An 18642-nucleotide genomic window follows, 5' to 3' on the forward strand; every position below is an offset into this window, starting at 1 on the left:
AACTAATTCTTCTAACGTAAAGATTCCATCATCCTCTTACGTTAACAGTCCCACTGGATATGCTAGACCGCACATCGGAAGTCGCAAAAAAAGCTGTGAAGATTCCTCTTCACAGCTTGAGTTCAATATCAGCAGCGTTGATAGGTATCATCTAATTTGGCACGCGAAATAAACCTGTACGAACAGAAATTTTTCGCTATTAAGTTACTCCAAATTAAATAATTACACTCACCAAGACACCTCATAATGATTATTAAGTTTCCTTATAATCAGTCTAACGTGACAAATTAAATTTGTCAAATTGGCTGAAGCTTTACACGATCGTTGCCGGTACTGGTTTTAGCCCATTATTGATGAAGTATACTTGGTACCATGTCAAGAAGGTATAGATCGTCCAAATCTTACGACGGCCATCCGCTGTTCCAGCGAAGTTGTCATCCAATAGTTTCACGATTTTTTCTTGATCGAAGAATTCTTTTACAAACTCTTGAGTGAACACGTCACGTACGACCTTGTAATATTTCTCTTCACGCAACCAGTCTTTAATAGGAACTGGGAAGCCAAGTTTTTCACGATTGTACCATTCTTCTGGTAAATGACGCGCAGCAGCCTGACGGAATGCGTATTTTGTATTTTCAGCATTGATCAAATATTTTGTAGGAACGATTTCAGACACCTTCATTAGTTCTTTGTCTAATAATGGTACCCGAACTTCCAAAGAGCTAGCCATGGATAATTTATCAGCTTTCAATAAAATGTCTTTTGGCATCCATTGGTGCATATCTAGATACTGCATTTTTTTGATTTCAGACATGTCCTGAACTTTTTCATAATGCACATCCACGATGTCTTTGATCGTAGGACTTTGCTGGAATTCTGGTTGCAAGTATGCCACTGCTTCGTCTTCTTCAAAGACTTTGGCTTGACCAATAAAGAATTCTTCGGCCGGTGCTAAAGAGGTATACAAGTGCAACGCACCTTTAAAGGTTTTGCCTTTTAATCCCTTAGCGATCGAGTAGCGCATGCCCTTTGGTAATTTTTTCAATCCTTCAGCAACGACTTTCACTGCTTTTGACTTCGTATTCATCCCATACGCCTGATAACCAGCAAATAATTCATCTGCCCCTTCACCACTTAGTGCGACACGTACATCTCGACTAGCAAGTTCTGCCAAGAAATACAATGGGACACACGAAGGGTTTGAGTCTGGCTCATCCAAATGATATTGGATCAATGGGAAGTATTCAAACGCTTCGTCTCCAGTAACGACGCGAGACGTATTGTTTAAATCAATCAAATCAGCTAATTTCTTTGCTTCGATTGATTCATTATAAGACTTGTCGCCAAAACCAATCGAATAGGAATGTTCTGGTCTCAAGACAGCAGTAACATAACTCGAATCAACACCTGAAGACAAGAAGGAGCCAACTTCAACGTCTGCGATTCGATGAGCTTCGACTGATTTCACAACCGTACCATCAATCAATTCAACCGTTTCTTCCAGCGTCATAGTCGTTTCTTGTTCTTTCACGTCCCAATATTGTTGAATGTCTAATTTTCCATCTTTATAAATGAAGTAGTGTCCTTCTTTGATACGGTAAACATTTTTAAAGAAAGTTTCATCCAAAGCAGAATATTGGAAGGTCATGTATGGCTTCAAAGCTTCCTTATTTAGTTCCTTCACAAAATTTGGGTGTTGTAAAAAGCTCTTGATCTCAGAACCGTACATAAACGTACCATTCATCAAAGCATAATAAAGCGGCTTGATCCCAAAATGATCACGGGCACCGAAAAGTTCTTGTTTTTTAGTATCCCAAATCACGAAGGCAAACATTCCACGGATTTTTTGTAATAAATCCACTCCGTATTCTTCATACCCATGTAATAATACTTCTGTATCAGCATGCGTTGTAAAAATATGTCCTTTAGCAATCAGATCTTCACGAATGCTTTGATAGTTGTAGATTTCACCATTGAATGTGATGATTTTCGTCTCATCTTCATTTTTGATTGGCTGCGTCCCACCTTCAAGGTCAATGATGCTCAGACGACGGAAACCCAGAGCGGCCCCTTCATCAATAAATTGTCCCGCACTATTTGGTCCACGGTGAACAATCGTATCCATCATATTTTTAACAATTTGTTCTTTTTGCGTTGTATTTGAACGATCAATAAATCCTACAATTCCACACACAATCTCTACCCTCTTTCAAACATGGTAAACTGATACTCTTTCATATCAACTTTCAAAGTATATCATAGGATTAAATTAGTTTCACGAGTTGACGCAATTTCCCTTTAAAAACACCATTAAAAATTAATTTTTTCCAAAGGGAAATACTTATTTCTCACTCTTTATAAAAGAGAAACACAAAAAAGTGCTGCACCAATTTTTATTTGGCGCAACACTCGTTGTTTCATTTCGATTTAATCAGTGATCGTCAACGGAACTAAGAATGGATAGCTCCCAAAAAACTCAATCAAGGATTTATTTTTTCGATCGGTGTTCAATTTCAAACTGCTCACCTGATTTTCGTTGTTTTGGTTGATCGTTACTGTCTGATTGCCATCTAAAACAATCAAGTAACTGGTTTCATCGATCTTTTTGAAATCATAATTTTCATTGTTCATCGTAGTAATGAAAATTTTGTCCAATACATCGGTCGGTGTCGTATGGTGAAGATCTACAGCAACATCTAGCGGCTGACTGTTGTCTAATAGATTTTCGTCAAAATCAAACCCAAGGTCCTTCATATGAGCCATGACATCGTTCATCTCACGACTGAACATTGAATTTTGACCACTCGTATAAATATGTTTGTTGTAGCAATCTTTTAGTAAAGTTAAAACCGCATCATTAAGAACGCGAACGCTCATGGTCGCGGGATATACTTCCATCAATTTGATCTTTTCACTGCGGAATCTGCCATCAGACGTCGGCATCATGAAACTAAAATTGATTTCATTTGTACTGGTCAACCGATAAGAAAGATTAAAATGTTTGCTTTCCCAAGTTGAAAATTCATTTGTGGAAAGATGCAATTCATGGTTCTGCAACGGTTTGATCAATTCAAAGGTGAAATATTCCAGCAGCGCGCCCTTAGCGATCGCTGAAGCAGAAAGTGATTCTTCAATAAAAATTTTCTTAAAATAATCAAGTAATGTAGGAAAATCAGATTCCATCAAAACCTTTCTGAATTTCAAATCAGCAATCTCTTTTTCCGCATCATCAATCAAGTTCAATAGATCTTGATAATTTTCTTCACGGTTATCGTAATAATTCAAGGATGAATCGCTCATAGGCTTCGTTTGAGGCGAGGATTTGAATTCCTCGGCTGCTTCACCGTTGCTGTCTTCAGGATGGAGAATCTCTTTTTCTTTAATATTCAACCCGGGCTCCTCGGAATCGACTAATGTGTCATAGATTTGATTGATTTTGTTTTTTTCTTCAGTCATTTATTCCGCCCCCTTAGTTAAAAAATCATGGATAAAGTTCTCCAGTGCAGCATCCATTTCTTCTAATCCACCAAATCGTTTCTTGATTATACGCAATTCTTTTAGTGCGATAGCTTGTTCTAAAGAAAGGTCCGCAATTCGATTTTTAATTTCGATTTTTTTCGATTCCCCGGACAATTGATCTCCAACAAACGGTGTCCATTGACCGCGTTGTTGTTTTAAATCAACGAGCTTATCATTGATCTCGTCAATCTCTTCTTCGATCTTTTTCCGGTTCATGAAGCTTTTTGATTCTTCTAGCTCTGCTTTAAGTTTTTCCTGATGCGCAATTTTCCCGCTCAGTTCTCGCAATTCAGATTGCGCAGCGATCGTTTTTGCATCAAAATCATCTTGTTGGTTTTCAAGCTCAGTTAAGCGCTCTTTGTACTCTCCTTTTAAAACGCGTTCCCATTGTTCGCGAATTTCAGGGAGTATTTTAATCGTCGGTTGTGTGGCATCTACTTGCAGTACTGCACGATCTCGATAGTAACTGCCCATTTGATAATTTAACAAAATAGGAGAGACGACATCCCGCATGATCATAAATGGGAACGTCCGTTGAATCTCCTGATCCAATTTACTTGTCAAGAAATTATCAATTTCATGATTGGTATTGCTTGATTGTTGAATTGCAGGAGGCAGTTCATTCCAATATATTTGATACACATCGCCCATGTGCTCGGCTTTCATTGCCTCTTCTAATCGCTTGATCTGCCCCATCAACCCACCTAACACATCGGAAGCAGATTCCTTCACTGAATCGAAGGATGTATCAGTTTGAAGTTCTTCCTGTTTTTCTGGAGTCTCCATCTAAGACCCTCCTTTATTTTTTTGATTAATAATATAATAAATATTACCATATTTATTCTTGATTCAATTCGAAACAGAAATGAAGCGCCATTTTCATGTTAGAATTGAAACCCACTCCTCCATTTTACCCTAGCATGACCGTAATGATAAGTATAAACTGTTAGAGAAAGTAAAAAAAGATTGTGTCCTTGTTAAAAAATGACACAATCTTTTTAATTAATTTGTTAATCCACTAAAAAATCCTTTGATTTGTTGCCATAGATTTGTAAAGAATCCTTGATTGTCTTCCAACGTCCCCTTTAAGGAATCTCCAAACTTCCCTAATTGATCCGATACTTTATTGACTGTTCCTTTAAAATCGCTGCTGATTTTGTCCAATTGTTCGATAGATTCTTTATCTAAGACACCGTCTGTTGTTTGGTATTTTTGAGCCAATCCAACCAATTTATTGATGTCGTCCTTTGTGACGTATTGAGACAAATTATTTTTTTCCAGTGCATCATTGACGATTTTTTCAACATCAGCTTTTGTCGCTAATTCACCTTGCTTCTCTTTCAAATCAGCAAGCTCTTTTTTTATATCGACCAACGTCTGATTTAATTGCGCCTTATATGCTTCATCCGCCTTTTCCTTTTCGCTGTCTGATAAGTTTTGATTTTGGCTTTGCTCATTGGCTTTATTCACGACAGATTGTGAGACATCCGAGGTCGTGTCCAATTCAGTTTGTGCCAGCTGAGCACGTTGCGGATCAACGGTTTCCCCATTTGACTCAAAGGCTTTATAAACGCCCGTCAAAGCACTTTCTCCCGTTACCTTTACCACACTGGCTACTTTAACGGTCGCATCAGTGATCCCTGCTGTAACCAGAGGATTCTTGTATTGATCGGCCGTAATTTGTGTGATGTTTTGCGGGGTCAAAATTTGAACATCGATTCCTTTCCCTTGATCCTCGCGATTGACAACTACCGAGCTCAACATCACGCTGTCATCCCCACTGCCATAGCCTAAGTATTTGACTAAATCTGCTCCTGTGGCAGTTTCCATCTTCACGTTCGTTTGATTGATGCTTAATTTATTCATTGTTTCATTTAGTTGTTGTTGATTTAATCCAGCTCCGGCCACAAAGGTTGGTTTGCCCCAACGCTCATTGATTGCACCATCATTGGATTCTGCATGGGCAGTTGTTTGCTTGAACATTCCAACGCCCAATGATAGTCCTATGCCTGCTAATATTGCGTATTTATATAATTTCATTATCGTGCCTCCTGTATCTTGATAGTCATATTCTAGCTGATTTTCATTCTTTTGCTTAATCAGAACCTTTTCTTTAAGCAATTATTTACCAACCTTAAACTCTCTTAATATTTTACTCAGTCTAAGGTAGGAGGCATCTGCCGGTTAGTTATGCTTTACAAAAAAGAACTTTCCAACACAAATAATTGGAAAGTTCTTTAAAACCTATTTTTCCTTAGTCGTGAAATGAATCTTGTCCTGATCGTCACGTTCTAAGTATGTCGTTTCTTTTAAATAAGTGAAGTGTAATTCCTTAATACTAGAATCCTCCAGCATTTTTTCATACCCTTCGAAAATTGCCCGAATGTATTGTTTATAGGCTTGTTTTTTTCGTTGTCGCTTGTTCATAAGACACCGTCCTTCTTGGATATCTTACCAAGCATCGGTCATTCAGACAAGTATTTTATTGATAGGTTTGGTTTAAGTAAGTCAACAAGTCTTTAGAAAGATCTGTCGCGGAAGTACCTTCTGGTTTGTTCTCTAAAAATTCCAACACAGAATAATTTTGCTTTTCGGGATCAAAAGCATATAAGAAGCTGTTCTCTTGTCCCTTTTCATCTTGCTTTTGCTTAATTTCAGCAGTCCCAGTCTTTGCTGCTAACGGTATATTCAATGCTGCCAAGCTATGAGCTGTCCCATTCGGATCACTTACAACGGCTTGCATGTCTCCTGTAATCGTTTCTGCCGACTCTGCTTTAATGACATCCTTCTCGTTCTTCGTTTCCTTATCAGCAAGTAGCTTTGGATACACCATCGTTCCCTTATTTGGGAAGACGGAGTAGGCAGCCGCTTGTTGAATAGGGTTCAATAGCAACTGGCCTTGTCCATATCCTGTATCTGCTAATAATATTTCTGAGTCAAAACTCTCTTTGCTGGAAATCTGTGCTTTATCCATGGCGATCGGTACATCTAACGCTTTTCCAAAGATAAATTTATTCAAGCCTTCACGGAATGTTTTTTCGCCCATTTTTAGTGTTTCTTGAGCCATATAAATATTGTCAGAATAAGTCAATGCCGTTTTTAAATTCACAGGACTAACATCTGAGACCCGTGTGACTTGATAAGAACCCCAAGAGCTGTCCTTTTGCCACTTCAATCCGTTAATCGCCAATTCTTCATTAGGGTTTAACGTTCCAGCATCCAATCCTATCGCCGCCGTGATTGTTTTAAATGTTGACCCAGGTGCATACCCCGTGGCAAAGCGACTCATAAAGGGTTGGTTTTTATCATTACTATACGCATCATAATCCGATTGGCTAATACCATTGGTCATTTTATTAGGATCAAAACTTGGCGAACTGGCAGCAACCAATAGATCGCCTGTTTTCGGTGCCATAACAACGCTTGAACCTGCATGACCATTTAATCCGTTGTAGGCAATCTGTTGTGCACGGCTATCGATGGTCAGTTTGATGTTCTCGCCATCTTTCTTTTCAATTGTCTGCAGCACTTTCTTTTCTTTTCCATCTTTATCTGTAATTGCCAAAGAGCCGCCATCTTTTCCTCTTAGCTGTTTATCCAAGGCCATTTCTAATCCGCTTCGACCAATCAAACTATCGCTGGCAAGATCATCGTTTTTCTTCATATCCTCTGCGGTAACCTTGCCGACATAGCCAATCAATTGAGCTGCGGCCTCTTTTAACGGATACGTACGGCCGGTCGTTTCTTTGACTTCTAAACCATCCGGCGTTTCTTTAGGCGCCTCCGCAGTCGTTTTCAAAGGGACAAAAAAGTCTTCCTGCACCCACCCTTGAGATAAAGCGGCATCCACATCTTTAGCAGTTAGGTCTAAGCTTTTAGCGATCGCATCAATTTTCGCAGTACGTTCTTCTCCACTGCCAAGGTTTTTAGGCACGATCCCTGATTGGAACACTGTCCCGTTGGTCGCAAGACCTTGCCCACTCCGATCGAGAATTTCACCACGCTTTGCAGGATCAACTAAGTAATTGATTTTATCCTTACCAGACATACCAGGGAAAATTAAGTTTGGCTTCCAATTGATTTCTTTTCCACCGTCTGTTAATGTTCCAGAATATTGTTGGTTTTTTAATTGTCCAAATCCAGTATTAACGGATAAGTTATAAGAAAATTGAAGATCCCCGCCTTTTTTTTCTACCTTCAGATCATTCATTTTAATATTGGACGCATTGATTCCCGAATAAATTGATTGGTATTTTTCCTCTACTTCTTTTTTTGTATAACCACTATTTTTCAGTGAATCCGCACTTAAATTATTTGTTAGCTCTTTATAATTCCCTTTTTTTAACTCTTTAACAAAAGCCTCTACTGTTTCTTGGCCTTGCTTTTTCACTTGACTCGCTTGGTAGGCGCGGGCTCCAAAAAATCCAACTACGAGTAATACAAGGATACTGATAATAATGATTGGCCATTTGTTCATTTTCTGTTTCTTACGTGTGCTTCTCTCCATAAAAGAGTTCCCTCCCTAGCATCTTTTGTCCTCTTTCTTTATACTGTAAAAAAGGACGTGTTACTTTATGAATCATTGTTACTTATTTATTGGACCAAGTGGTTCTGGAAAAACCACATTAGCCGAAAAAGCCTTTAATCCAGAGCAAAAAATTATTTCTTACACTACACGTGCTCCTCGTGAAAATGAAGAACACGGCCGCGACTATTATTTTGTTTCGAAAAAAGAATTTAAGCAAATGGTCAATCACGATCAATTTGCTGAATATGATGTTTATGACGACCACTTTTACGGCATTGCCAAGTCAACGTTAAGCGAGGCTTTAGCGATCGGTGACTGCTACGATCCCATCACAACGACAGGATTTATTAATTTATATCGTGTATTTGGTGAACAAATGGTCCCAATTTGGATCAATATTTCTAGAGAAACCATGATTACTCGCCTAGAAAAAAGAGCTTCTGCCGGAGACTTAGAACGTCGTTTAGCGATTTTCCAAGAGGATCAGGAAAGTTTAGAACGTTTAAAAAAGTTTCCCAATCTAATTGAAATTGATGGCGAAACCTCACTAGATAGTATGCTCAGCCAACTAAGACAGGCGTTGAAGTAACTGAAATGCTTTTCGTTCTCCATGTTCAAATGGGAAATGGATCATTCCACAATAGGTAAATCCGCACTTCTCAATCAACCTCAGCATCGGCTGGTTAGCTGGATAGGTATCAATGCGAACATCGCCATAACCTAGAAATTGCGCTTGTTTAATTGCTGAATCCAATAACGCTTTCCCCAGTCCCATTCCGCGGTGTTTTTGAGTGACTGCTACATGATGCAAAGAAACATAAGGGTTGTTTCCTTGCCACTCGCCTTCAATTGCTTCATAAATAGGATCTTTTTCAGCAATTAATGCGACAGTACCTACGATTTCTTCCTCTAAAGTCAGTACATAGCTGGCTTTTTTTCTTATGTCTTCACGTATTACAGCTTCATGAGGCTCATGACCATCTTGCCATTGAGGTGACCCCTGCTCTTTCAAATAGTTCTTTGCCTGTTGAATGATTGCGTTAATCGCAGGAATGTCCTCCAACGTGCTTGGACGCAAAACAAACGCGGGATGCGTTGGTTCATCTGTCTTTGCTTCATCGCCAAACGACAAGATCGCTTTGGCATCTTTTTTCCCTAAAAACCCACCTAAGAGTTCTCCCATTTGTTTTGCTTGTCTAACAATAAAATCTTCATCTTCGTATCCCATATGTTTTCCATCCCCTCTGCCAATGTTCTCCTTTTTCCAAAAAGGCGCCAACCAATTCCAAGTGATGCGCCAAGGACCACTTTTTAATTGTGCCCAATCCCGGAAATTTTTTCATTTCCCGATAGTGCAATAATTCTTCCATTCCTAAAGTCAGTAACAACTGATCTTGATTTCTCGAATACCACTCTGAAAATTTCTCCAATGCTTCAAAAAACTTCCCTGCCTGATCTTGTGCATTCTCATTACTATCGGATACAAAGTGCTTTACTCTTAAATTAAGATACGCATCAAAATAGCTTATGTGTATAGCAATCGCACGACTAGGTCCACCTTTATCAAAATAGCGGCTGCCCTCAATAGTATAATCACTAAAACCTTTTGAATTTGTTCTTAAATAGAGATGCTCGTCACTATAAAAATCATCTATCTTTTCTCCATAATCTGCAACATTTTTTTGTGATTGAAAGGCTTCTCTGAGTAATATTTTATTTGGTACTTCTAAAACTCTAAATCTGCCCTGATCAGGGATAATAGATAACGCATCGTCGCTAGTTTTTAGCTTTTCGATCTTTCTTGGTGAATGACTATTAAATAGATACAGTTCCCCCTGGAAAAGATTATCCTGTGTAATAATTTCTGCTTTTTTAACGCTGGAATTTTCCTGTACCGGCCAATCGAATCTTTTTTCATCGAATAGTTTTGCTGTGCCAACCTGCGGATTCATGATCAAATAACAAATCAGCTCTTTTTTATCGAATAATTCAAGTGTTTTTTTCAGTGTAGGGGAATCTCTAACAGGTTCAATGATCGGTCGGATTCTGCTCGACCAACGTTTCTCCTGGATCAATGTAGAGACCGCTAATAAATCAAACTGTTTCCCTCTTAAGTATGGATAGTACATTCACTCACTCCAATGGCTCAGTCGGCCGACTTCGAACATGACGTTCTCGGCGTAAAAATTCATAATCCTGTTCTAATGCCCGTAATTCCTCTTCAAGACTTTCAATTCGCGCCTGTTGGACATCCTCGATGAAACGCTGATAATAATTGTTTTCCTGTAAGCTATCCTTTTCATCCAAGCGGCGCCGTAATTCCTTATACAGCTGCTCCGTTGAGAAAAAGCTTGTCCCATAAGACATCCGTTTTGCTTTTCGGACTTCTCGGAACAAAGAGGCCATGAATCGTTGCGTTAATGCCGATTCCTCTACCTGAAGCGCGCGTTTCATTGGCTTTTTGGCGATAATAAATGTTCCATCAGCGGGTAGGTCTTCTGCTTGAGTATAGGGACGATAGACTAAAACGCCGATCTCTTTGGGGATATCGTCTTGGACTTTCTGATACAGCTCTTCAGTCAAAACGAAGTAATTATAGTGTCCAATAAAAGATAATTTTGCCTTAGAGTAAAAATCAGCTTTAGTTATTTTTAGCTCATAACAGCGCCATTCCATCTCACCAGGTTTAAAAAAACAAGCCAGCGTATCCACGATTCCTTGTTCATCAGGCATGGTCACCTCTTCAACGACAATCCCGCCAAGATCCATGCAATAATAGTAAAGTGCGTTTTCGATTTTTTGTGTCAATGTTGTTTTCATTTTCTCACCATGGGAACGTATTTTCGTAAACTTTAGCATAACTCCACAAAAAAAAACAGAGGGTACCCTCTGTTTTAAATAAAATATGAAAGATCACTAGCTGGACTTGGATAAGCAAAAATGTATTTTTCAACTTCTTCATGTGTCATTTTTTTCGTTAAAATGACTAAAAGATAATTGATCACTTCATCTGCTAACTGACTGAGACAACTAATCGCTACAATATTTTCTTCTTCATCGTAAACGATTTTTATTTTTGCTCCTTGATCGTTAATCCGGTGATACGTATACCAGCTAGACAAGTCAGTGGTCTGTGAATGGTATTTCTCTGGATGATCAGCGAGTTCCTTTTCGCTCAAACCAACCCTTGCCAAGCGCTGATCCCCGAAAACGATGGTAGGAATCAATGGGTATTCGATGGCTTTTTGCTCATCACTCATCGCGCCGACGACATACCCTGCTTCAAAGCCAGCAACTGGCGTTAATTTAGGCTGGAATCTTGCTACAACATCGCCACAAGCAAAAATCGTTTGTTTTGTTGTTCGTAAATGATCGTCGACTTTTATGCCTCGTTTGTCATATTCGACACCGGCATTTTCTAAATTCAATCCTTCGACATTTGGAATACGTCCGGTAGCACCGATCACCATATCCGTGATTAATTCAAAATCTTCTCCTGTAACACGATAGTTTGGATGCATCAATTCTACTGCTTTTGTGTCCACGTTAAAATGGAACGTGATCCCATCAGCTTTCATATGCTCGACCAGGTCACTGACTAGTTCTTGATCAAAGCCTTTTAACGGACGATCGTTGTGATGAATGATGTGAACGTCTGAACCGGCTGCATTTGCGATGATTGCTAATTCAAAAGCAATGTATCCAGCACCGAGAAAAGCAATTCGTTTAGGCAGATGCTCGAGTTCTAAGAAATCTGCGCTGCTTTGCAATAACTCTTGTCCCTCGATCGGCAAAACCGCTGGCCGCTGCCCGGTAGCAATCAAAAATTGATCTGCTGTTAAGGTTTGGTCATCAACAATGATTTTATGCGCATCAATAAAACTAGCTTGCCCCTGATAACGTGTAATTTCTGCCGAATCCAATCCCTCTTTCGTATTTTGCGGAACAGAGTCGGTGTAGCTCCTCTTGAAAGTCATTAAGTCTTCCCAAACGATTTTAGGTGTTTGTTCGAACCCTTTTCCGATCATTGTTTCAATTCTTTTTTGTGCTTCAACACCGCTCATTAGCATTTTCTTTGGATCGCATCCGCGGTTCGGACAAGTTCCTCCCCACAAATCAGACTCAACGATGGCAACTTTTTTTCCTTGTTCCTTTAACGCATAGGCGGCCGTATTTCCTGCTGGACCGCTGCCGATCACGATTACTTCATAGTTTTCCATTTCCTTATCCCTCCTGACTCAAGAATCGGAAGACATCACTCCGATTGATTATCCCAATTATTTTTCCCTCTCGCTTCATGGCGAAAGCATCATGGCCAGCTAACAAGTCAAAAACTTCGCTCAAGCTAGTATCAACGGTCAATGCCGTGAGTGTAGGATCAGCCACTTCTGATTGCTGGTAATAGCCGCCGTTATACAGCGCTTCTAAGGTTTGGGTATACACTTCGTCGGTGGTTTCATCAAAGAATTCTTCCACGAACTGATTCGCAGGATGTTTCTGAATCTCTTCAGGCGTATCACACTGAATCAGTTTTCCTTCATGCATCACAGCGATCCGACTGCCGATTTTCATTGCTTCCTTCATGTTATGTGTAACGAAGATCACGGTATTCCCTAATTTCCGATGTAGTTCCAAAACAAGATCTTGCAAACTTGCACGAGAAATCGGATCAAGTGCACTGAAGGGCTCATCCATCAAAACTATGTCTGGTTCTGAAGCAAGCGCACGGATGATCCCAATTCGTTGTTGTTGTCCACCTGATAATTCACTAGGCATCCGATCTCTAAACAATTCTGGGTCCATATCGACTTCCTTCAGCAGCTCATCCACTCGTTTCGTACGACGACCTTTATCCCATCCAAGCATTTCAGGGATGACTTCGATATTTTCTCGGACAGTCATCGTTGGAAACAGCGCGATTTGTTGAAGGACATAGCCAATCTGCCAACGTAATTTTTGAATATTGTAATCCTTGATTCGCTTCTCTTTGAAGTACAAATCGCCATTCGTTGGTTCGATCAATCCATTGATCATTTTTAAGGAAGTCGTTTTCCCACTCCCAGATGGACCAACTAATACAAATATCTCTCCTTTTTTAACAGAGATATTTAAATCTTTTAGAACAACATTTCCTTCGAATTCTTTACTTACGTCTTTAAACTCTATAATCGATTCCATCTATTTCTCCTCCCCAATGATTTTCTCTTTCACTAAGAAGTCATGGGCAACTTTCGCAGGCTGCTCTTTTTTCACATTGACTAGGTAGTTCATTTCGATCATTTGATCTTCGGTGATTTTCCCAGACAATCGGTTCAACGCCTTAACAACATCTGGATGTTCATCAGCGAAATCTTTTTTCATCAAAGGTGCTCCTTGATAAGGTGGGAAAAGATGCAGATCGTCCTCTAGCGTCACTAAGTCATATTGTTTAATCTCACTATCTGTTGAATAGGCATCGATCACATCGACATCCCCGTTGTTGATGGCTTGATAGCGCAAGGCTGGTTCCATACTTTGTACAGAGCTTAACTTCACTCCATATTTTTCTTGAATCCCGCGATACCCATCTTGCCGGTCAATAAATTCTAATGTAAATCCGGCTTTTAGTTGATCTTGTTGCGCTTGTAGTTGGGAAATCTTCGTTATACCGCGTTTTTCAGCTTCACTTTTCTTCATCGCTAAAGCATACGTATTTTCATACGCCATTGGTTTCAATAGGCGCATGTCGAATTGAGCATCCAATAATTTATTTGCTTCTTGATATGTTTTCTCGGGTGACAATTCATCTGGCATATTCTTCGGTACTTTAACCAGGCTTTCTAGTACGGTTCCAGTAAATTCGGGATAAATATCAATTTGATTGCTTTCTACCGCGCTGAACAAGAAACTTGTCTTCCCGAAGTTTGGCTTCAAATCTACATTGACCGAAGAATCCTCATCCTGAATGACCTCTTTATATATATTGATCAAAATATCTGGCTCGGAACCAAGTTTTCCGGCAATGGTGACTGTTTCTGTTCCGATGGGGTTCCTTTGAGCAAAGAAAATGCCGCCAATACTTAGACAAATGATTCCAAGAGTAATCAAAGTCACTTTCCCACTGCGATTTTGTAAAAAGCGGATCAGCGTACTGAAAATAATCGCAAGTAATGCGGAACTAATGGCCCCAATAAGAGTCAAGTTTGGATCGTTTCGATCAATCCCAAGTAAAATAAACGTACCCAAACCACCGGCACCAATCAAGGCAGCCAATGTCGCTGTCCCGATAATTAGTACTAGTGCTGTACGTACACCAGAAATAATGACCGGCATTGCCATGGGTAATTCTACTCTCATCAATTTGCGCATACGAGACATTCCAAAAGCGTCTGCAGCCTCTTCAATAGAAGGATCAATTTCTGCTAGACCGATATACGTGTTTTGGAAGATCGGCAGTAGCGCATAAACGACCAATGCGATCAATGCTGGAACTGTACCGATTCCAACAAAAGGGATCAGCAATCCCAGTAACGCAAGTGATGGAATCGTCTGTAAAATACTCGTTATCTGTAACACAACTTCCGCCATTTTTTTTCGTTGACTCAACAAGATCGCCAATGGAATAGCAATGACGATCGCAATCAACAATGCACTCAAAGAAATGGCTAAATGTTCAAAAATTGCTGATAATAGCTCTTCTTTTCTTTCACTAAATGTATTGATTAATTCATTCATAAATTATCCTCTCAATAGTATGACCTGTTCTCAGTATAACTTAATCAAAAAGGGAGACAAAAAGATTGGCTTGAGTAAAAGTAGTATAATAATAAAGATCTCTTAGTAAAGGAAGCGATAAAAAGATGAAAACAATGAAAGAATTGGAAAATATCCAACGTAAAAAGCAAGAAAAAACCTATTCCTATTTAAATTCCCATCATTACAATTGGTTTAAGGCAATTGACTTAAATCTATTAAACAGTGATGGGTTTACCAATTATTTCCTACGAATCAAACAAAATGAACCCGCAGTTTTTGAAGCATTGCAAGAAAACGTGTTGAATGCTACAATTATTGGGTTTCAAAAAGATTTATCTGACGAAGATAGCTTTATCTTATTGACAGCAAGCTGGGCTAACGGTTTCGTCCCTGAAAAAGCCGCCTCCGCATTACAGGATTTTGAACGCTACTTGATCAATTACACCATTCAAAAAGACCCATTGCTTGGCATCAATCAAATGAATGCTGATTTTAATCAAGTATTGATGCAGCATTTCCCGAAAGTTCGTCGCCAAGATTTGCGTTTGATTTATCGTTTACTGTTGCTAAAAGAAGCATCACACGATGAGATTTCTGAAGAATTAAGTACATTGAATGAACGCTCTCGTACTCGAACTGAAAACATGCTGGCCCTTTTTCAAGCCATTTAAAAAAGAAACGACCGTTAAAGTCGTTTCTTTTTTATAATAGATAATTATTTTCCTTCGTGGCTAGTTGTAGGCGATGCAGCTCATACGTAGCATATCCTAAGACAACCAATGGTTCCTTTTGACAAAGTGCCTCTGCTTCTTCATAGCTAGCTGCCTTAAAAACAAACATACCTGCCATTCCGGGATAACCCTTGAATGCTCCAGCGAGCTCAATATGGTTTTCCTCGTCTAAACTTCTCAAATTTTCAACGTGCTCAATGACACCAGCTTTGTTTAAGCGCCGGTACTCCTTTGTTTTTTTTATCATCATGACGTATACCCACTCCTTCATGCATTTCCTCCTTTTATTCATATATTTTTGTGATTTTTAATGCCCGCATTCTCAATTCTTCACGAGCTTCTTTAGGTTCAAGAACCTCAACGTAGGGACCGTAAGACAACAGCCTAAGATACGTCCATTCGCTCAATGGATACTGAACATTCACCAAATAATCGTCATTCGAAAGGTGTTGAACTTGATGCTCGTGAAATTCATCAAACAATCGATGGGCTATTTTTTTTGAGAAAAGCAACGTAAAATTTATCCACTCCGTATCATCTTTCCTAGTGTTTAAGGAAAAATCATTAGGTAATGACCGTTCAAAGGTATTTGATAAAACGATTATTTTTTCATACGAGATAACCGAAAAATTCTGATTGCTTGACTGTAATGACAGTAACCAACAATATACCAGGCATGAGATTTAAAAAGTAAGCGCAACGGCTCGACATTTCGTTTAGAACTCGTTAATTCAGAATTAAAATAATCGAATGTCAAAAGATGCTTTTCAGTGATCTCTTTTCGTAATTCGGAAAGTGTTACTTTTCCGTTTCTTCGCTGCCCCAGTAGCTAAAATCAATCTCTAGCCATTCCTCTGTCGGCGGCTGATTAAATAATGCGCCAATTTTATTTAATACATGCTCCGTCTCAGGATAGTTTGCTGCATCGAGAATCTGAAGTCCTTGATAGACGTACATTTTTTCATCAGATGTCAGGAACGATTCATCTAAGGTAAAACCATCCATCAACGAGAGCCCTCCTCCGAATCCTTTTTTTGAAAGAATTGGAATGCCCGCTAATGACACCGTCGTGATATCTCGATAAATCGTTCGTGTCGACACACCAAGATATTCTGCCAATTCTTTGGCAGTGACTCGTTTGTGCCTGACAAGATAAAAAATCAGTTTAATCAATCGTTCGATCTGCATTTTCCTGTTTCCTTTCGATGACTACTATATCAACAGTAATACGACAACAAGCTGTCATATAAAAAAAGAAAATAGGTAATCAATAGTTACACTTCATTTTGCGACAGTCTTGCGACAGTCTACTGATTTCCTTATCAATCAATAACAAGGAGAGCTTCAACGCTTTGATTCTTTCTTCAGATAAGGTAATTTGTGCTTTTCTATTTTTCCCAAGAGATTGTTTTTCTTCTAACGAAATAAGCGCTTTCTCAATTTTGTGTAATGTTGACAGTAACGATTTTTTTGCAGCTAAATAGTCAGTTAGTCCATAGTTATCCAACCTAAACAACTCCTTTCGATTATTATACAAAAAAGTCTCCTCTTAATGAAAGAGGAGACTACGATCTTATTTAATTAACGGATACCTAAAGCAATCCGTGCATAACGGCTCATTTTATCGGTCGTCCATGCTGGATACCAAACAAGCTTCACTTCTACATTCGTGACCTCTGGAATCTCGCCTAAAGCGGATTGAATATTATCAGTTAAGATATCTGCCAATGGACATCCCATAGTCGTTAATGTCATTTTAATTACCGTGTTTCCTGTTTGTTCAAAATCTACTTCATAGATCAAACCAAGATTAACGATATCGATTCCTAACTCAGGGTCAATGACTGATTCTAAAGCAGTTAAAATAGTTTCTTTAATCTCTGCTACTTCTGCATCGGACCATTTTTGTGTGTTCTCTTCCACTTGTTCCACTCCTTTCGAGTTTCAAGAGTATTTTACTCTATCTTTTAGTGTTTGTAAATGAGAATTGAATCCCTCTTATTCTCATTTAAGAACTATTATTTAGCGATTTGTGATTTTTTTAATAAATTCTGTTCGTCTTGGGTCAAGAATGAACCAACAACTGAATCTGTTGCAACGATATTAGTAAATGAATTCGGATCTACGTCAGCGACGACTTGTTTTAATGTATACAATTCATAACGAGTAAAAACAACCATGATGACTTCTCGTTCAGTAGAGCTAAATCCTCCTCGCGCAGGAATTACCGTCAGCCCACGCAATAATTCTCTGCTCAGGACTTCAATCATGACTGCACTATTTCCAGTATTGATGAACGCCGTCATTTTTTGATGACTCGTATGGACATAGTCGACAACAGTACTCATTGTGAATATCGTGATGATCGTATAAAGCGCGCTCTCCCAAGTGAAAAAGAAACCAGCAACTATTACAATCACACCATTTAGGAGCATCATATAGTTTCCAACTGTACGCCCTGTTGTTTTAGATAATAATAAGGATACGACGTCTAAGCCGCCCGTCGTAAACCCAAATTTTAGCGAAAGGCCCGCACCGATTCCGAGCATGACCCCTCCGGTGATCGCATTCATTAACACATTATCAGTCACTTGACCGACCGGAACCAATGTCGTAAAAAAAGACATGGAAATTACATTTGCAAAGCTCAAAATCATTGCTGATTTTCCCAGTCTTATGAATCCTAAGACGAATACTGGAACATTCAGAAGAAAAATCAATATTCCGGTGTCGATAGATAAACCTACATTTGATAATAAGTGCTCGGCAATTTGGGCGATCCCGGTCATCCCTGCTGAAAAGACATTTGCTGGGATCAAAAAAAGATTTAAACCAACCGCTCCGGTCAAACCAGTAAATAAAATGACAAGGATTTTTTTTGCCAAATCCTTGGATGTATAATTCATAACCTTCTGCATCCGATATTCCCCCTTTAATTCAAACCTATAATAGAGTAACAGGTTCCATGAATATTAATCAATCGTTTTCAATCACTTATTTGAGAATAATCATGGCTTTCTTAGCATTTTTTGATAAACTAAAGAAAAAGCTTTCGGATACTGATTTTATTCATCCTAATTTGCTGAAGGGATTTGTTTTCTAAAACAAAAACACGTTTTCCTGTAAATT

Annotated in this window: 21 protein-coding genes; 2 read left to right on the forward strand and 19 right to left on the reverse strand. The window is 39.0% G+C overall.

Annotated features, from left to right (window positions below):
- Nucleotides 1-313: 313 nt before the first annotated feature.
- The 6 genes from asnB to pbp4 all read right to left on the reverse strand — a co-directional run bounded on the left by asnB (nt 314) and on the right by pbp4 (nt 8026).
- Nucleotides 314-2194: an asparagine synthase (glutamine-hydrolyzing) gene (asnB, locus tag I592_RS07840; protein ID WP_010780742.1), complete on the reverse strand. Its 1881-nt coding sequence runs from the start codon at nt 2192-2194 to the stop codon at nt 314-316.
- A gap of 233 nt (nt 2195-2427) precedes the next feature.
- Complete coding sequence (locus I592_RS07845; protein ID WP_010780741.1) at nt 2428-3456, reverse strand: hypothetical protein; 1029 nt, start codon at nt 3454-3456, stop codon at nt 2428-2430.
- Nucleotides 3457-4305: a hypothetical protein gene (locus tag I592_RS07850; protein ID WP_010780740.1), complete on the reverse strand. Its 849-nt coding sequence runs from the start codon at nt 4303-4305 to the stop codon at nt 3457-3459.
- Nucleotides 4306-4521: 216 nt separating this feature from the next.
- Nucleotides 4522-5559: a DUF1002 domain-containing protein gene (locus I592_RS07855; RefSeq protein ID WP_010780739.1), complete on the reverse strand. Its 1038-nt coding sequence runs from the start codon at nt 5557-5559 to the stop codon at nt 4522-4524.
- Between the two features lie 204 nt (nt 5560-5763).
- On the reverse strand, nt 5764-5946 hold the full coding sequence (locus I592_RS07860) for a hypothetical protein (protein ID WP_010780738.1): 183 nt from the start codon (nt 5944-5946) through the stop codon (nt 5764-5766).
- A gap of 55 nt (nt 5947-6001) precedes the next feature.
- Nucleotides 6002-8026 (reverse strand): penicillin-binding protein PBP4(5), encoded by a 2025-nt coding sequence (gene pbp4 / locus I592_RS07865; protein ID WP_010780737.1) that lies wholly within the window; start codon nt 8024-8026, stop codon nt 6002-6004.
- A gap of 67 nt (nt 8027-8093) precedes the next feature.
- On the opposite strand from pbp4, the gene I592_RS07870 reads away from it, so the two are divergent.
- On the forward strand, nt 8094-8636 hold the full coding sequence (locus I592_RS07870; RefSeq protein ID WP_010780736.1) for a guanylate kinase: 543 nt from the start codon (nt 8094-8096) through the stop codon (nt 8634-8636).
- Here the strand turns inward: I592_RS07870 and I592_RS07875 are convergent.
- The 6 genes from I592_RS07875 to I592_RS07900 form a co-directional block, all read right to left on the reverse strand.
- Nucleotides 8616-9275 (reverse strand): GNAT family N-acetyltransferase, encoded by a 660-nt coding sequence (locus I592_RS07875; RefSeq protein ID WP_010780735.1) that lies wholly within the window; start codon nt 9273-9275, stop codon nt 8616-8618. The two genes, I592_RS07870 and I592_RS07875, sit on opposite strands and share 21 nt — an antisense overlap.
- A complete protein-coding gene (locus I592_RS07880) occupies nt 9259-10176 on the reverse strand; it encodes a sce7725 family protein (RefSeq protein ID WP_010780734.1) in 918 nt (305 codons plus the stop codon). The genes I592_RS07875 and I592_RS07880 overlap by 17 nt, the downstream gene beginning before the upstream one ends.
- Nucleotides 10177-10180: 4 nt before the next feature.
- The gene (locus I592_RS07885) at nt 10181-10867 is read right to left on the reverse strand and encodes a hypothetical protein (protein ID WP_010780733.1); all 687 of its coding nucleotides are present in this window, start codon (nt 10865-10867) and stop codon (nt 10181-10183) included.
- Nucleotides 10868-10941: 74 nt separating this feature from the next.
- The gene (locus I592_RS07890; RefSeq protein WP_010780732.1) at nt 10942-12267 is read right to left on the reverse strand and encodes a dihydrolipoyl dehydrogenase family protein; all 1326 of its coding nucleotides are present in this window, start codon (nt 12265-12267) and stop codon (nt 10942-10944) included.
- 4 nt (nt 12268-12271) lie between these two features.
- On the reverse strand, nt 12272-13225 hold the full coding sequence (locus tag I592_RS07895) for an ABC transporter ATP-binding protein (protein ID WP_010780731.1): 954 nt from the start codon (nt 13223-13225) through the stop codon (nt 12272-12274).
- Nucleotides 13226-14761, reverse strand: a complete 1536-nt coding sequence (locus tag I592_RS07900; RefSeq protein ID WP_010780730.1) for an ABC transporter permease/substrate-binding protein — start codon at nt 14759-14761, stop codon at nt 13226-13228.
- Nucleotides 14762-14886: 125 nt separating this feature from the next.
- Here I592_RS07900 and I592_RS07905 point away from each other — a divergent pair, with 125 nt between their 5' ends.
- Nucleotides 14887-15453, forward strand: coding sequence for a hypothetical protein (locus I592_RS07905; RefSeq protein WP_010780729.1), 567 nt, complete (start codon nt 14887-14889; stop codon nt 15451-15453).
- A 31-nt stretch (nt 15454-15484) separates the two neighbouring features.
- On the opposite strand, the gene I592_RS07910 is transcribed toward I592_RS07905, so the two are convergent.
- The 7 genes from I592_RS07910 to I592_RS07930 all read right to left on the reverse strand — a co-directional run bounded on the left by I592_RS07910 (nt 15485) and on the right by I592_RS07930 (nt 18431).
- Nucleotides 15485-15784 (reverse strand): YciI family protein, encoded by a 300-nt coding sequence (locus I592_RS07910; protein ID WP_010780728.1) that lies wholly within the window; start codon nt 15782-15784, stop codon nt 15485-15487.
- Nucleotides 15785-15797: 13 nt separating this feature from the next.
- Nucleotides 15798-15995 carry a WCX domain-containing protein gene (locus I592_RS22325; protein ID WP_482779009.1) on the reverse strand — a complete coding sequence of 66 codons (198 nt, stop codon included), beginning with the start codon at nt 15993-15995 and terminating at the stop codon, nt 15798-15800.
- 119 nt (nt 15996-16114) lie between these two features.
- The gene (locus tag I592_RS22330; RefSeq protein WP_244265163.1) at nt 16115-16270 is read right to left on the reverse strand and encodes a helix-turn-helix transcriptional regulator; all 156 of its coding nucleotides are present in this window, start codon (nt 16268-16270) and stop codon (nt 16115-16117) included.
- Nucleotides 16271-16311: 41 nt separating this feature from the next.
- A complete protein-coding gene (locus tag I592_RS21960) occupies nt 16312-16701 on the reverse strand; it encodes a helix-turn-helix transcriptional regulator (protein ID WP_010780727.1) in 390 nt (129 codons plus the stop codon).
- Nucleotides 16702-16780: 79 nt separating this feature from the next.
- Nucleotides 16781-17020: a hypothetical protein gene (locus I592_RS07920; protein ID WP_010780726.1), complete on the reverse strand. Its 240-nt coding sequence runs from the start codon at nt 17018-17020 to the stop codon at nt 16781-16783.
- Between the two features lie 74 nt (nt 17021-17094).
- Nucleotides 17095-17436 carry a metal-sulfur cluster assembly factor gene (locus I592_RS07925; protein ID WP_010780725.1) on the reverse strand — a complete coding sequence of 114 codons (342 nt, stop codon included), beginning with the start codon at nt 17434-17436 and terminating at the stop codon, nt 17095-17097.
- Between the two features lie 95 nt (nt 17437-17531).
- Entirely contained in the window at nt 17532-18431 is a 900-nt protein-coding gene (locus tag I592_RS07930) for a YitT family protein (protein ID WP_010780724.1), read from the reverse strand.
- Between the last annotated feature and the right edge of the window lie 211 nt (nt 18432-18642).

The organism is Enterococcus gilvus ATCC BAA-350 (assembly GCF_000407545.1).
In the GTDB taxonomy this organism is placed as follows: Bacteria; Bacillota; Bacilli; order Lactobacillales; family Enterococcaceae; genus Enterococcus_A; species Enterococcus_A gilvus.